The organism is Paenarthrobacter sp. TRD_SC_7, from assembly GCF_056156245.1.
The window spans coordinates 2,307,327-2,322,367 of sequence record NZ_CM149587.1 but is presented as its reverse complement, the minus strand read 5'-3'; the positions used below and the strand labels follow the sequence as shown (position 1 = coordinate 2,322,367).

The 15,041-nt window shown below is 63.1% G+C and carries 13 protein-coding genes; 8 read left to right on the top strand and 5 right to left on the bottom strand.

All coding sequences use genetic code 11. The annotated features are described in order from the left end of the window. Positions 1-25: 25 nt before the first annotated feature. The 4 genes from AC0J5Z_RS11330 (at position 26) to AC0J5Z_RS11315 (ending at position 6,553) form a co-directional block, all read left to right on the top strand. Positions 26-1,531: a malate:quinone oxidoreductase gene (locus AC0J5Z_RS11330; RefSeq protein ID WP_475039454.1), complete on the top strand. Its 1,506-nt coding sequence runs from the start codon at positions 26-28 to the stop codon at positions 1,529-1,531. A gap of 67 nt (positions 1,532-1,598) precedes the next feature. Further along, positions 1,599-4,817, top strand: a complete 3,219-nt coding sequence (locus AC0J5Z_RS11325) for an efflux RND transporter permease subunit (RefSeq protein ID WP_475039452.1) — start codon at positions 1,599-1,601, stop codon at positions 4,815-4,817. A 150-nt stretch (positions 4,818-4,967) separates the two neighbouring features. Beyond that, positions 4,968-6,092, top strand: coding sequence for an LLM class flavin-dependent oxidoreductase (locus AC0J5Z_RS11320; RefSeq protein ID WP_144649657.1), 1,125 nt, complete (start codon positions 4,968-4,970; stop codon positions 6,090-6,092). Further along, complete coding sequence (locus AC0J5Z_RS11315; RefSeq protein WP_475039450.1) at positions 6,092-6,553, top strand: MarR family winged helix-turn-helix transcriptional regulator; 462 nt, start codon at positions 6,092-6,094, stop codon at positions 6,551-6,553. Before AC0J5Z_RS11320 ends, AC0J5Z_RS11315 begins: the two co-directional genes overlap by 1 nt. On the opposite strand, the gene AC0J5Z_RS11310 is transcribed toward AC0J5Z_RS11315, so the two are convergent. Further along, positions 6,550-7,356 (bottom strand): transglutaminase-like domain-containing protein, encoded by an 807-nt coding sequence (locus tag AC0J5Z_RS11310; protein ID WP_475039445.1) that lies wholly within the window; start codon positions 7,354-7,356, stop codon positions 6,550-6,552. The two genes, AC0J5Z_RS11315 and AC0J5Z_RS11310, sit on opposite strands and share 4 nt — an antisense overlap. Before the next feature lie 67 nt (positions 7,357-7,423). Continuing rightward, positions 7,424-8,290: a hypothetical protein gene (locus AC0J5Z_RS11305; protein ID WP_475039443.1), complete on the bottom strand. Its 867-nt coding sequence runs from the start codon at positions 8,288-8,290 to the stop codon at positions 7,424-7,426. Between the two features lie 54 nt (positions 8,291-8,344). Between AC0J5Z_RS11305 and AC0J5Z_RS11300 the strand changes: the two genes are divergently transcribed. The 4 genes from AC0J5Z_RS11300 (at position 8,345) to AC0J5Z_RS11285 (ending at position 11,081) form a co-directional block, all read left to right on the top strand. Further along, entirely contained in the window at positions 8,345-9,010 is a 666-nt protein-coding gene (locus tag AC0J5Z_RS11300) for a DUF1684 domain-containing protein (RefSeq protein ID WP_475039441.1), read from the top strand. Between the two features lie 56 nt (positions 9,011-9,066). Then, the gene (locus AC0J5Z_RS11295; RefSeq protein WP_475039439.1) at positions 9,067-9,639 is read left to right on the top strand and encodes a DM13 domain-containing protein; all 573 of its coding nucleotides are present in this window, start codon (positions 9,067-9,069) and stop codon (positions 9,637-9,639) included. A gap of 89 nt (positions 9,640-9,728) precedes the next feature. After that, positions 9,729-10,577, top strand: a complete 849-nt coding sequence (locus AC0J5Z_RS11290) for a fumarylacetoacetate hydrolase family protein (RefSeq protein ID WP_475039437.1) — start codon at positions 9,729-9,731, stop codon at positions 10,575-10,577. 18 nt (positions 10,578-10,595) lie between these two features. Next, the gene (locus AC0J5Z_RS11285) at positions 10,596-11,081 is read left to right on the top strand and encodes a GtrA family protein (protein WP_475039435.1); all 486 of its coding nucleotides are present in this window, start codon (positions 10,596-10,598) and stop codon (positions 11,079-11,081) included. Here AC0J5Z_RS11285 and AC0J5Z_RS11280 read toward each other — a convergent pair whose 3' ends face one another. Genes AC0J5Z_RS11280 through AC0J5Z_RS11270 form a run of 3 tightly spaced genes read right to left on the bottom strand, consistent with a single transcriptional unit; the run spans position 11,082 to position 14,995 of the window. Beyond that, on the bottom strand, positions 11,082-12,248 hold the full coding sequence (locus AC0J5Z_RS11280) for a cysteine desulfurase family protein (RefSeq protein WP_475039433.1): 1,167 nt from the start codon (positions 12,246-12,248) through the stop codon (positions 11,082-11,084). It abuts the gene before it with no gap. Between the two features lie 13 nt (positions 12,249-12,261). Continuing rightward, positions 12,262-13,140 (bottom strand): carboxylating nicotinate-nucleotide diphosphorylase, encoded by an 879-nt coding sequence (gene nadC / locus AC0J5Z_RS11275; RefSeq protein ID WP_475039431.1) that lies wholly within the window; start codon positions 13,138-13,140, stop codon positions 12,262-12,264. Next, positions 13,133-14,995 carry an L-aspartate oxidase gene (locus AC0J5Z_RS11270; protein ID WP_475039429.1) on the bottom strand — a complete coding sequence of 621 codons (1,863 nt, stop codon included), beginning with the start codon at positions 14,993-14,995 and terminating at the stop codon, positions 13,133-13,135. Before AC0J5Z_RS11270 ends, nadC begins: the two co-directional genes overlap by 8 nt. Positions 14,996-15,041: the final 46 nt, after the last annotated feature.

The window sequence follows — 15,041 nt, the reverse complement described above, 5'->3', positions numbered from 1 at the left end:
GTGCCGCCGCTAACGGAGATTGATCGTGACCTTCATTTCCAAGACTCAACATGCCGACGTCGTCCTTATTGGCGGTGGAATCATGAGTGCCACCCTCGGTGCGTTCATCAAGCAACTTGAACCCACCTGGACCATCTCCCTGTTCGAACGACTCGACGAAGCAGGGCTCGAGAGCTCCGGGCCATGGAACAACGCCGGCACCGGACATGCCGCGCTGTGTGAGCTCAACTACTCGCCGGCAGCCAAGGACGGTTCCGTAGACCCGTCCAAGGCCTTGCACATCAACGAACAGTTCCAACTCTCACGGCAGTTCTGGTCCCACCTGGTGGACAGCAAGGTCATTGGATCACCCAAGGGCTTCATCAACACCGTTCCTCACATGAGCTTCGTCATTGGCGATGACCACGCGAACTTCCTCAAGACCCGGTACGAGGCCCTTAAGCCCAACACGCTGTTCCGCAGCATGGAGTACACCGAGGACCAAGACCAGATTGCCAAGTGGGCTCCGTTGATCGTCAAGGGCCGCGACCGCAAGCAGCGCGTTGCCGCAACCCGCGCAGCCGAAGGCACCGACGTCGATTTCGGCGCCCTGACCCGTGAACTGACCGGCTACCTGCAAAGCAGCGGCGCCGAGGTCAACTACGGGCACGACGTCACCAACATCCACCGCGCAGCAGGCGGCGGCTGGGACCTCTCCATCAAGCACCCCAAATCGGGCGAGCACGGCCGCATCCACGCGAAGTTCGTCTTCGTTGGAGCCGGCGGCGGTGCGCTCCACCTGCTTCAGGCCTCCGGCATTCCTGAAAGCAAGGGCTACGGCGGGTTCCCGGTCTCCGGCCAGTTCTTCCGCTGCACGGACGACGCCATTACGTCGCAGCACAGCGCCAAAGTCTACGGTCAGGCTTCCGTCGGCGCGCCGCCCATGTCCGTCCCCCACCTGGACACCCGCTACGTAGACGGCAAGCGCTCCCTCCTCTTCGGCCCGTACGCCGGTTTCTCCACCAACTTCCTGAAGACCTCCAGCTACCTGGACCTCCCGCTGTCCATCCGTCCGGGAAATATCATCCCCATGCTGGCCGTGGCCAAGGACAATATGGACCTCACCGCCTACCTCATCAAGGAGGTTGCCAAGCGGCACGAGGCCAAGGTGGAAGCCCTGCGCGAGTACTACCCCGAGGCAGCCGGCGGCAATTGGGAGTTGATCACGGCTGGCCAGCGCGTTCAGATCATCAAGAAGCACCCGCAGAAGGGTGGCGTCCTCCAGTTCGGCACGGAGGTCATTGCTTCCCGCGATGGTTCCATCGGCGCGCTGCTCGGCGCTTCTCCGGGCGCATCCACTGCCGTGCCCATCATGATCGAACTGCTGCAGAAGTCCTTCCCCAAGAACTTCAAGGGTTGGCAGTCCAAGCTCAAGGACATGATGCCGGGCTACGGCGTCAAGCTCAACGAGAACGCCGACCTGGCTGCCGAGTTGGAAGCCAGCACCGCCAGGTCCCTGCAATTGGAAGTGGCCAACGCCGTCCAAAGCTAGGCCACACCCGGGGCTGCGGCCGGTTCCCGTCAGCCGAATCGTTACGTAGACCGCAGGAGTCAATGCAATGTTCCGCTTGGCCAAACTGTCCCTGGGAAACCGGGCCCTGATCGCGCTGATCACCGTCTTTGCGGCGGTGTTCGGCGTGATCACCATGGGGTCACTCAAGCAGGAACTCATTCCCTCCATCGAGTTTCCGCAGATCACCGTTGTGACGTCCATGCCGGGAGCCTCTCCGGAGGTTGTGGACAAGCAGTTGAGCCAGCCGCTGGAAACAGCGCTGAATAGCGTCGAGGGGCTTGAGTCCACCACATCTACGTCCCGCAACGGCGTTTCCCAGATCACCATGGTGTTCACGTACGGCTCCAACCTGGACCGGGCACGCAACCAGATTGACCGGGCGATTTCCAACGCCAAGCGGGTGCTGCCGGCCGACGTCGAACCCCAGTCCATCGCCGGCAACATCAGCGACTTCCCGATCGTCTATTTGGCGGTCTCATCGGACAAACCGCTGAGCGAGCTCAACGCTGATCTCCTGCGACTCAGCGTTCCTCGGTTGCAGAAGATCGACGGTGTCCGCGGCGCCGACGTGACCGGCGGCTCCAGCCAGCACATCCTGATCCAGCCCCGTCCCGCGGATCTTGCCACCACCGGGACTTCTGTCCAGTCCATCAGCAATACGCTGAAGAACAACGGAGCCTTGGTTCCTGTCGGCACCATCGAGGATCAGGGCAAGACTTTGTCCCTCCAGCTGGGCAGCCCCGTGGATTCCCTGGACATCATCAAGGGACTTCCTTTGGCTGGCGCAAAGAGTTCTGCAACCATCGGGGCCGTGGCCGACGTCAGAATCGAGGACGACGCCCCTACCTCCATCACGCGTACCAACGGCAAGCCCACTCTGGCGCTGTCCGTCACGAAGAAGCCTGAGGGCGATACCGTCGCGATTTCGCATGCAGTGCGGGACGCCGTCGGACCTATGGAAGACGAACTCGGTAATAACGCGGCCTTCACGCCGGTCTTCGACCAAGCACCATTCATTGAGAAGTCCATCAAAGACCTCACCACGGAAGGGCTCCTTGGCCTGGGCTTTGCGGTGGCCGTTATCCTGGTGTTCCTGATGTCCGTACGCTCCACTTTGGTCACGGCCGTCTCCATCCCGCTGTCGCTGCTGATCACTTTCATCGGCATCTCCGCCACAGGCTATTCACTGAACATCCTGACCTTGGGTGCCCTCACCATTGCCATCGGGCGTGTAGTTGACGATTCCATCGTGGTGATCGAGAACATCAAGCGGCATCTCAGCTACGGCGAACACAAGCTGACAGCCATCCTGACGTCCATTCGGGAGGTCGCCGCGGCCATCACGGCTTCCACCCTGACCACTGTGGCCGTGTTCCTCCCCATCGCTTTCGTGGGCGACCTTGCCGGTGAGCTGTTCCGTCCCTTCGCCCTGACTGTGACCATCGCCCTGTTGTCCTCACTGCTGGTTTCCCTGACGATTGTTCCCGTCCTGGCGTACTGGTTCCTGTCCTCCCATCGCAAGGGCGCTGAGGCACAACCATCAGCCAGAGAAGCAGCCGAAAAGGCTCGCGAGGCGGAACAGCGGAGTCGTCTCCAGCGCGGCTACCTTCCCATTCTCGCGAAGACGCAAAAACACCCGGTCATCACGTTGTCCGCAGCAGCGCTGGTGCTGGTGGCAACCATCGCCGTCTCGCCACTTCTGGCCACCGACCTGCTGGGCCGCTCCGGCGAGAACAGCATGACGGTACGCCAAGTCCTTCCGACCGGCACCAGCCTGCAGGCCACCAGCGATGAAGCCTCAAAGATTGAGGACTCCCTCCAGGCCGTTGAAGGTATTAAGGACGTGCAGGTCACCTCCGGAAATGCCCAGACGGGCTTCGCCGCCCTAACGTCAACTGGTTCGTCCAACTCGACTTTCACCATTGTCACCGACGAGAAAGTGAACCAAACCAAACTCCAGGACGAGGTACGCGCCAAGCTGGAAGGGGCTGCCGGGAAAGTCACGGTAGGATCCCAGCAAGGCGGATTCGGTACGTCCTCCACGGTGGACATCACCATCAGGGCCTCGAACTCCACAGACCTGCAGACAGCGAGCGATGCCATGGTGAAGGCCATGGAAGGCGTCCCTGGCAGCTCCGAAGTCGCCACGAACCTTGCTTCCAAGCAGTCGGTGGTCCAAGTCCGCGTTGACCGCGCCAAGGCTGTAGCGGCAGGCCTGACCGAAGAACAGGTAGGTGCCTTCCTGGCATCAACGGTCAGCCCTGTCCCAGCCGGTACAGTCAGGATCGAAACCAACGACTACCCGGTTCAAATCGGCGAGGGAACGCGTTTCACCAGCATTGCCGCGGTGCGCGCGCTTCAGCTCCCGACGACTCGCGGTGGCGTCGCACTGGAGACGATCGCCGCCGTCGAGCAGGTTGACACCCCGGTGTCCATCACCAGCAGCAATGGCCAGCGGACCGCGCGGGTGACCGTGACGCCGTCGGGCTCCAACCTGGGCAGCGTCAGCACCGCGGTCCAGGAGCGGCTCGCATCCGTTGAGCTGCCGGCCGGGGTCACGGCCACCATCGGCGGAGCCACCACGCAGCAGGCTGAGTCCTTCCGGCAGCTCGGGCTGGCTCTCCTGGCCGCCATCGCGATCGTCTACGTGATCATGGTGGCCGCTTTCAAGTCGCTCGTGCAGCCGCTCATCCTATTGGTCTCTGTACCCTTCGCGGCAACCGGCGCCGTGGGTCTTCTGTTGGTGACAGGCGTTCCGCTGGGACTGCCTTCGCTGATCGGCATGCTGATGCTGGTGGGCATCGTTGTCACCAATGCCATTGTGCTCATCGACCTCATCAACCAGTACCGCAAGCCCCATGATGGCAGGCCGGGCATGAACGTTGCCGACGCCATTACGCACGGCGCACGCCAGCGCCTCCGTCCCATCCTCATGACAGCGTTGGCCACGGTGTTCGCGCTGACTCCCATGGCCCTGGGCCTTACGGGTGGCGGCGGGTTCATCTCGCAGCCGCTTGCGATCGTAGTCATCGGCGGCCTGGTCTCCTCCACCGCACTCACGCTGGTCCTCGTCCCCGTGCTTTACAAGTTGGTGGAGGGGCGCCGGGAGAAGAAGCAGTTGCTGAAGGACTTGCAGGACAAACCGACGCCGGAACCTGACGACGGCGCCGGCGGCCCCGGCGGAGCGGACGAGTTCCAGGACTGGACCACAGGGATGATTCCCCGCGTTACTGGGCGCCGCGCGGCGCACAATCCCGCGGAGTAGCGCACTTAGCAACAGACTTTCCATAGATAGGCAGGGCCGGGAACAATTCCCGGTCCTGCCCTGTTACAGATGTCGATACATGCAAATGCATCTAGTTTGAGATACACTGTTTACAGAGCCCGGGACCTCGGGCAGGGAGAAAGGCACATCATGCAGATCGGCGTATTCAGCGTCAGCGACATCACCACTGACCCCACCACGGGCCGCACGCCCACGGAGAACGAACGCATCAAGGCGTCCGTTGCCATCGCCAAGAAGGTCGAAGAAATCGGCATGGATGTCTACGCCCTCGGCGAGCACCACAACCGGCCCTTCTTCTCCTCCTCCCCCACCACCACGCTGGCCTACATCGCAGCCCAGACCGAACGCATCACGCTCTCAACCGCCACCACGCTGATCACCACCAATGATCCGGTCAAGATCGCCGAAGACTTCGCCATGCTCCAGCACCTCTCCGATGGCCGCGTGGACCTCGTCCTGGGTCGCGGCAACACGGCGCCGGTGTACCCGTGGTTCGGCAAGAACATCCAGGACGGCATCGAACTCGCGATCGAGAACTACAGCCTGCTCCGTAAGCTGTGGGACGAGGATACGGTCAACTGGTCAGGCAAGTTCCGCACACCGCTGCAGAACTTCACGTCCACCCCGCGGCCGCTCGACGACGTTGCCCCCTTCGTATGGCACGGCTCCATCCGCACGCCGCAGATCGCTGAGGTCGCCGCGTACTATGGCGACGGCTTCTTCGCCAACAACATTTTCTGGCCCAAGGAGCACTACCAGCAGCTGATCGGCCTTTACCGTGAGCGCTATGAGCACTACGGACACGGCAAGGCGGACCAGGCCATTGTTGGCTTGGGTGGCCAGTTCTTCATGAGGAAGAACTCGCAGGATGCCGTGAAGGAATTCCGCCCGTACTTCGACAATGCACCGGTATACGGGCACGGACCGTCGCTGGAGGACTTCACATCGCAGACGCCCCTGACCGTGGGCAGCCCCCAGGAAGTCATCGAAAAGACACTGACGTTCCGCGAGGCTTTCGGTGACTACCAGCGCCAGCTGTTCTTGATCGACCACGCCGGCCTTCCACTGAAGACAGTGCTGGAGCAACTGGATCTCTTCGGCGAGGAAGTCCTTCCTGTCCTGCGCAAGGAATACGCTGCCATGAAGCCCGCCCATGTCCCGGACGCTCCGACACACGCTTCGCGAGTTGCCGCAGCACTGGAGGCCAAGGTCAGCGAATCCGCAGCAGCCGGTGCCGCGGGGCAGGACGCCTGATGTCCAGCCCGTCGGCGTCCTCCGCCGTCCGCCTCGCCGCCGAAACCTGGGAGTCGTTGTTCCGCTCCCAGGTGGCGGTGATGCGGAAGTTGCAGTCCGGGCCGGCGTTCAAGGCCCTTCCGGTCAAGGAATACGACGTCCTGTTCACGCTGTCCAGGTGCCCCTCGGGCCAACTCCGCTTGAATGAAATCAACGACAAAGTGTTGCTGAGCCAGTCCAGCTTGAGTCGCTTGGTGGACCGTTTGGAGAAGCGCGGTTTGGTGGAGCGCACAATAGCGCCCGACGACGGCCGTGGAGTCCTTCTGTCACTCACCGAAGCGGGCCGCGAGCTTCAAAAGACCATCGGCCGCGAACACGTGCGCGACATCGCCCATTTGGTGGCGCCGGCGCTCACCGCCGAGGAGCAGCGCGAGCTGTTGCGCCTGACGGAGAAGCTCCGCGCCTCAGTGGCGGGACACTAACGCAGGCTGACGAGCTCCCGGGGATCTTCCACCGGGAGCTCGCCATTGATCGAGGCGCTGACCTTGAGGGTCTTCAGGGACAAGCTGCCGCCCACCGTGGACAGGAATGCTGTGTCCGAGGAGTCGCGTCCGGCAGTGATGCGAAGCATTGATTCGCGGGGCGCCAAGCCAGTGGGGTCAATGATCTGCCACCCACCGTCAATGTAGGCCTCAGCCACGGCGTGGAAGTCCATGGGACTCAGGCCCGGCGCGTATACGGCAGCAAGGCGTGCGGGCACATCCTTTGACCTCAGCAGCGCAATGGCAAGGTGGGCAAAGTCGCGGCACACGCCTTTCCGGTGAAGCAGGGTTTCCACGGCGCCGTCAGTTCCCCGCGACGAACCGCTGACGTAGCGGAGTTCCCCATGCACCCAGTTGCGCACGGCTTGGAGCAGTTCGGCTCCCTGCAGGCTGCTGAATTCGGCGTAGGACGTGGGCAGCAGCCTGTCCGACTCGGCATACCGGCTGGGCCTGACGTATCGGATGAGTTCCATGGGGCTCGACGTAACGGGCGTGGCAAAGCCGTGAACAGTGGCCCGGTAATCCACCGTCACCTCACTCGGCTCGGTGAACTCCAGGTAGTGGAATCGGCCACCATGATGGTCGCTCAGTTCAGCAAAGGGAACCTCAACACCTGCGACGGTGATGGACAGGTTTTCAGTCACTGAGTCGTAACCGGGGTTGCTGGCCACGGCAATGGCCATGGCCACCTTCGTGTTGGCCACAGTCTTGAAAACAAGCGAGGCAGCAACGTTGCGTTCCATTGATCTCCGGGTGGGTTGCGGCGGGCAGCCCCCATGCCGCCGTATGGTGTACCAGCCAATCGCAGGACTACAGATTGACCTTCAGAGACAGTAGCATCCGCTGGACATTGGCGAATTCAGAACCATGGACCACGTACTTCGCGGCCAGGTCCAGAGTGTCGAACGCCTTGGCTGGCGCCACCTTCTCATCAGCGGCGAAGGCGTGGATTTCCGGGACATCCCCGAAGGAAATGTCTCCCTTTCCAGCCGGGCCCTGAACCCTGTTCCTGAGTTCGCAGGATTGCCCGTCCTTACCCGCCACCATGTTGGTAATGCCATAGGAGCCGAAGAACTTATATCCCTGGATCACGCGGAAAACCACTCGCGGATCAATAGTGTCCGGGCCGTCGGACTGGGGGACGTCCAAGGGCACGCTGCTGATCACCACATAGGGACGCGGCTGCCCGGCAGGGCAAGCAAGAGGCGCCGCCGGTGGAAGTCCCGTTTGGAGGGTAGCGATATAGCGCCCTTCACCATCCTTGACCTCCACTTTCACGGCCTGGCCCAGCGACCCGGCATCCGGCGTTACCGACTGGGCAATCCACTCCTGCGGCAGCTCGAAGCTGACGGTTTTGGCGGAGTCCGTGTAGGTTTTCCAGGAAACCGCAGTTGCCGCCGGCGTTGGTCCGGAGCTGGCTGAAGCACTCGTCGTGGATCTTTCGCCTGGGCCGGGTGTTGCGGACGGCGAGCCAGCCGCTGAGGCCGTTGCCGGCGTCGTGCTTTCCGGGGTTCCCGTGCCCGATTCCGAACTGTTGGGCTGGGAGCCGGCCGTCGACGTGACTTGGGGGCCTTTGTTTTCGGCGGAGCAGGCTGCTGTGGCTGTGAGTACGGACCCCGCCAGCGCCAACGCAGCGAGCCGCATCGGAATGCAGTGCAGGTTCAGGATGCCCTTCATGAGCACAGCCTAGCGGCGCCGATACCGCGACACGCACAGGACTAGGCTGAGGGTATGGCTCCCGAACAGCACAATGATTTCGAGGACATCCTCCCTACCGTGTCCGCCGTAGATGTAGCTGACTGGCGCCTGCGGACGTTCGCTCTCTACGACAAAGTGCGTCAGCTGGCAGCCACCAACCCGTTCGACGCTCACGTTTTCTGGCGTCAGGAGAGGGACCTGATGTTCGCCACTCATCCTGCGTCCGCCCTGACTGAGGGTATGAAGGCCTCTTTTTCCGGGTTACGCACGGCCGATTATGATCCCGCGTACAGAATGTTCGCCGCATTGTCGCCGGAAGGCGCCGGGCAGGAAATGAATGTGGAGACCGGTACTGACGGCGTAGTGCCGTTTGTACGCCTCGGAACGTTTGAGCTGCCCGGACTCGGTTCGCTGGCGGCTTGGCGGTTACGCAGCTACGGTGGCGGAATCTTCGTGCCATTCCGCGACGCGACGGCCGGCAGGGACGGTGGAAGCTACGGTGCCGGAAGATATCTTCTGGACACGGTCAAGGGCTCCTTCCACGGGACACGGGACATCGGCATGGAGCGGGAATTTGTCCTTGATTTCAACTTTGCGTACAACCCGTCATGCGCCTACAACGAAGCGTGGGCGTGCCCGCTGGCAGGCCCAGCCAATAGGTTGTCCGGGGAAGTGCCCGTGGGCGAGCTGTACAGGTAAGCAGACGGTAAGCATTGGAGCCCCCACGGCGTCCCCTCGAAGCCTAGCCTTGGACCATGAACCGAATCCGGAGACTGATCCGGGAACACAGGATACTTGCGGCTGTGGCAGGGGTAGTGGTCCTTTCACTCGTAGTGGTCGGGGCCTCCCTGTTCCAGCCGTGGCGGCTCTTCACCAGCAGCAGCCTCAACGAAGGGTTGCCAGTTGCTCCAGCTTCGGCGAGCGTGTCTCCTGAGGGTGCGGCCGCAGCGGTGGAAGCCCCGGCACCCTTAGCACCCACACCCCGAGGACCGGTGATTGTCCGCTCGGGCACCTTCCAGTCCCAGGAACATGAGACCACTGGCACGGCCCAGTTGCTGAAGCTCCCGGATGGAAGCCATCTGCTCCGCGTGGAGAATCTGGCAAGCAGCGACGGACCTGATGTAAAAGTGTGGCTGAGCAGTTTGGAAGCCGGTGGCGACTGGTTCAAGTACCGTTCAGGACGCTATGTGGACCTGGGAGCCATCAAAGCAACTCATGGCAACCACAACTACGTCATCCCGGCAGGAACCGACGTGGCGGGCCTGACGTCCGTGGTCCTTTGGTGCGACAGGTTCAGTGTGGCGTTCGGATCGGCCCCGCTCGCCTGACGCGTTGCGAGGCCTGCTCTGCGCGCTAGGGACGGGTCTTAGGGCGTAAAGCGGGCCTCACAACCCGTGGGAGGACGTAGGATGTCATCATGACCTCGTCCCTGCCTCGTCGCATCGCCCGCGTGCGCCCCACCTCGCCCCAGTCAACGGACGAGCAATTCTTCGTGGCGAATGATGCTGAGGACTTCGCAGCTGATGCAGGCAAGGAATGGACTATCATCGACTCGCCCTTTCCAAGTTCACGGGCTAACACCGGCAGTCCCGCTCGCAGGGGCTGGGAGACAGGCGCCTTAGTCAACCAGGACTCCTTTACCTTTTTGGCTCCATCCGTGCCGGTCAATGTCTTCGGCATGGCCCACAACACCGGGCAGCCTGGCCGGGACCTGCCGCCGCAAGCCTTCCACAAAGCCGCGTCCAGCGTTATTGGACCCGGCGAAGCAATCCAACTGAGCTCTACCGTGGGTTATGTAGACCCGGAAGCTGAACTGACCGTCGTCGTCGGCCGTGCAGCGCGAGGCTTGACCCTCGAAACGGCGAGGTCGGCAATTCTCGGATTCACCATCGGCAACGACGTCTCCGCCCGTGACCTCCAGAAGACCGACGAACTCTGGATCAGCGCCAAAAGCCAGGACACGTTCACACCCGCAGGTCCGTGGATGGTCACGGACCTGAATGATTCGGACTTGGAGATCGGAATCGTCCACAACGGCAACGCCCTCAGCACAGCGAGTTCCGCTGACCTCGGCTGGAAAGTGGACGAGATCATGGTCTATTTGACCTCGTTCATGACACTCCGGCCCGGCGATCTTGTGCTCACGGGGTTCCCAGCCGAGTGTGCGCGAATCCAGCCCGGCGATACCGTAGTGTGCCGTGTGGAAGGCATCGGCGAGCTTCAGAACCCCGTCGCCAGCGCATCCTGGGAGGAACTCCCCGCGTAATGTGTCAGGCTTAATGGCATGGAGACAGCCGCGGACGCCACTGAGCTGCGCCCGTCTCCCTCCCCGAAACTCCCACGCAAACGGCACCGCGTGGTCCTCAAATATCCCGTGATGCGGCAATTGCTGCGTTTCACGGGTGTCGGAGTTGTGTGCACGGCGAGTTCGCTGGCGATCTACGCGTTGCTACGTCCTTGGATCGATCCCCAACTGGCCAACGCGATCGCCCTGATTATCACTTCGCTGATGAACACCGCTTTGAACCGCCGATTGACGTTCAAGATCACGGGCAAGAAGAAACGCACCAAGGATCACCTGAGTGGTGTGATCGTCATCGCCATAGCCTTGATCATTACGGGCGGCAGCCTGGGCGTGCTGCATGTTTTCCGACCCGACGCCACGGTCACTGAGGAGCTCTGGACCACTACCTTGTCCGGGTTCGTCGCTACAGCCGTCCGGTTTACCCTGCTGCGCCACTGGATATTCCGGCGCGCACGGCACGTGTAGCTAGCCAGGCTGCGGGGACGCCAGGTTTCGGACACGCCCGACGGCGGTTCCCACGGCTGCGGCGGCTTGTTCCAGTTCGGCGACGGTGACGCTGGAGGTGAAGCTAAAACGAACAGCTGTCTGGGCCGTTTCCGTGGCAATGCCCAAGGCAACCAGCACCGGCGACGGCGCGTCAGATCCGGCAGCGCATGCCGAGCCACTGGAACACATCACGCCGAGCCGTTCGAGTTCCAGCAGTACCGATTCCCCGCTGGTACCAGGGAAGCAGAAGGACGCCACTGAGGGCAGGCGTTGCCTTCGGTGGCCGGTGAGCATGGCATCCGGCACGGTAGCGAGGATGTCGCCTATGAACCACTCCCGCAGCGCCGCAACTCGTGAAGCTTCCTCCGGCTCCTCCGCGTGGGCCAGCGTCAGGGCCGTGGACAACGCCACCGCTCCTGCAACGTTCTCCGTTCCGGAGCGCTTCCCCCGCTCCTGCCCTCCGCCATGGACCAGTGGTTCAACGCGCAAGCGCCCCTTGGTGAACAGCACACCGGACCCCTTGGGCGCACCAAGTTTGTGTCCGGAAATACTCAGTGCATCGACGCCAAGCGCTTTGACGTCCAGCGGCAACCATCCTGCGGCCTGCACCGCGTCAGTATGGAAGGGCACGCCGTGCTCCCGTGACACCGTCGCTAAGGCAGCAATCGGCTGGATGGTTCCGATCTCATTGTTCGCGTACATGATGCTTACCAAGGCTGTTTCGGGCTTTATCACGGCCCGGAGACCGTCAATTGAGACCAAGCCCTCTCCATCGACCGGCAGCACGTCCACGGCGAACCCGTGCACTCGCTCCAGGTAGCGGGCCGACTCTTCAACGGCGGGATGTTCGATCGCGCTGATGACCACGCGGTTAAGCGAAGGATCAGCCGCTTGTCTGGCTAACGCGATGCCTTTGACGGCAAGGTTGTCCGCTTCCGTGCCTCCGGAGGTGAAGGTCACCTCGCCGCCACGGCAATTCAGGGCCTTCGCGACGCCCGAACGGGCCTGAGCGAGCGCAGCTGCTGCCGATTCGCCCAGGCTGTGGTGGCTGGAGGGATTGCCGAACTCGCCGCTCAAGTACGGCCACATGGCCTCAAGGGCCTCACGGCGAACTGGAGTGGTGGCTGCGGCGTCGAGGAAGATCATGGCGGTGGCGCCTTCAGTCCTGTGTCGGTTTGAGTTCGATGTCGAGACCGAGATCGAGCGCGGTCACGCTGTGGGTCAGGCCGCCGATGGAGATGACGTCCACGCCCGCCGAAGCAATTTCGGTGACGGTGTTGACGTTCACGTTGCCGCTGGCTTCCACGATGGCCCGCCCGTCCACCTGCTTGACTCCGGCCCGTAGCCCCTCAATCGAGAAGTTGTCCAGCATGATGGTGTCCACACCGGCCGCCAGCACGGGTTCGATCTGCTCGGCCCGGTCCACTTCAACCTCAAAGTGGGTTGTGTGGCCGAGCTGCGCCTTGGCGGCAACCAGCAGTTCGGTGAGCTTGCTGGAGTCGCCTCCGGTCATGACGGCCAAGTGGTTGTCCTTGGCCAGCACGGCGTCGGAAAGGCTGTAGCGGTGGTTCGCTCCCCCACCACAACGCACGGCGTAACGTTCCAGGACACGGAGGCCGGGCGTGGTCTTGCGGGTATCGGTGATCCGCGCACGCGTCCCTTCCACGAGCTTTACGAATTCTGCGGTCTTGGTGGCAATGGCGCTCATCCGCTGCACCAGGTTCAGGCCCACCCTTTCGGCAAGCAGCACTGAGCGGGCCCTGCCACTGACCCGCGCGAGGTGGGTTCCGGCGTCGAAGGCTTCACCGTCGGCGAGCAGCAGCTCCACCTCGGTATCCGGGTCCACGAGCTTCATGGCGTCGCGGAAAACGGTACCGCCGCTGAAGACTCCGGGGACGCGCGCGTTCAGCACGGCGGTCGCCCGGGCATCGGCGGGGATCAGTAGTTGCGAGGTGATGTCGCCGCTGGGTGCGTCCTCCGCGAAAGCCCGTTCCAGGATGTCCCGGACGGGGGCTGCGGGGAGGGTCAAGTTAGTCATGGACGAGGCTCGCTTTCCGGCTCATGGTGTATCGCTTGTCAAAGTCGTCGACGGCGGTGGGTTCCGTCACGCTGTCACTGCGGTAATGCGCCCCCAGCGATTCGCGCCGCTCCCGAGCCGCATGGACGAGCAGCTGCGCCGCCAACAGCAAATTGGAATCCTCATGCTCCCGGGCATCGAGGGAATCAGGAACATCCAAAGGCACGACGTCGCTCTCCCAAGAAGCCAAAGAGACACCAGCCTCTCGAAGCAGGCCGCCATTACGCAAAACCCCGGCCTTTGCAGTCATCAACCGCCGCAAAGCCCCCCGCGAAAACACCCCCGCCTGCCCAAAGGACGTCTCCCGAACACCCGGCCCCGGCAAAGACTCAAACTCCCAGGAAACCGGAGCAGGCGCGGGATCCATTTCCAAGACCGAACCCAGCAGCGGCGCCGGAGGCCCCGACAGCGCCGTTGTCGCGTGAGCGCCCGAACCGGCCGCCGAGCTTGCGAGGCGATCGCCGGTACGAGGCGCGAGCGCAGGCGCCAAGGGGCCTGCGGCGTCGCGGTCACCAGAGTCGCGGTCACCAGAGTCGCGATCACCAGCGAGGAACGCCTCAACAGCCCGCCGCCCGAACACCAGGCCTTCGAGCAGGGAGTTGCTGGCCAACCGGTTGGCACCCTGCACACCAGTACAGGCAACCTCACCGGCAGCCAGCAGCCCTGGAATCGACGTCCGGCCGTACAGGTCGGTGACCACACCGCCCATCCAGTAGTGGGCGGCGGGTGCTACGGGAACGAGTTCCCGGGTCCAGTCGACTCCGGCTTGGCGGGTCCGTTTGCTGAGGGTGGGGAAGCGCCGGGCCAGGAAGCCCTTGCCTCGCCGTTGCTCGATCACGGTGGCGTCCAGGAAGACGTGGCCGTTGGGGTCGCCGAGTTTTGCGAGGTGCAGGGCGATGCTGCGGGAAACGACGTCCCGGGGGGCAAGCTCAGCATCAGGGTGGTAGTCGGGCATGAAGCGGTGCCCGTTGGCGTCCAGGAGGATGGCACCTTCGCCTCGCACGGCTTCGGAGATCAGGAGCGGGTCAGTGTTGCCTTCAGCTTCGAGGGCCGCAGCGGGGAGCACCATGCATGTTGGGTGGAACTGGAAGAACTCAAGGTCTGCAACGGCGGCTCCAACGCGCCATGCGAGCGCCAAACCATCTGCTGTGGCAACGGGGGGGTTGGTGGTTTGGGCGAAAAGCTGCCCGGCTCCGCCCGTGGCGAGGAGGACGGAGTCGCCGTGGACGCCGAGGTGATGTCCGTCGTGGAGGAAATTGGCTCCCAGCACGCGGCCACCCTGCTGTCCGCCCAGCAAGAGCGATGTCACTTGGGCGTGTCCGATCACCTGGATTTTGCCTGCGGCTTGGAAGTCCAGTACTGTCCTGATCAGCGCCGCGGCCACTCCGGCGCCGGTGGCGTCGCCGCCGGTGTGCAGGATACGCGGAGCCGAGTGGGCGGCTTCGAGACCCAAGGCGGGGTTGCCGTCGTCGTCGAGGTCGAACCGCACGCCGAACCGTCCAAGCCCGGCGATGTCCAGCCGCGCCTCGGCGCACAACACCCGTACTGCTTCTTCGTTGCAGTGGCCTGCCCCTGCTTTGAGGGTGTCGGCGATGTGCGCAGCCACCGTGTCACCGGGGGCTGGCTCGTCCAGCACGGCGGAGATCCCACCCTGGGCGTAGTTCGTGTTACTGTCCGCGAGCGCACCCTTGGTCAGCAATACCACTTCCGCGCCGGCTTCCGCGGCAAGCAGCGCGGAGTACAGTCCTGCAATTCCGCTTCCGACGACGATCAGCCGCTTGGGGGCAGGCCCTTCAGCAACGCTCGCTGTAGTCATGTGAGGCTCGATTCGGCTAGTCCGGGGTGAAGTGCCTGATGAGGTG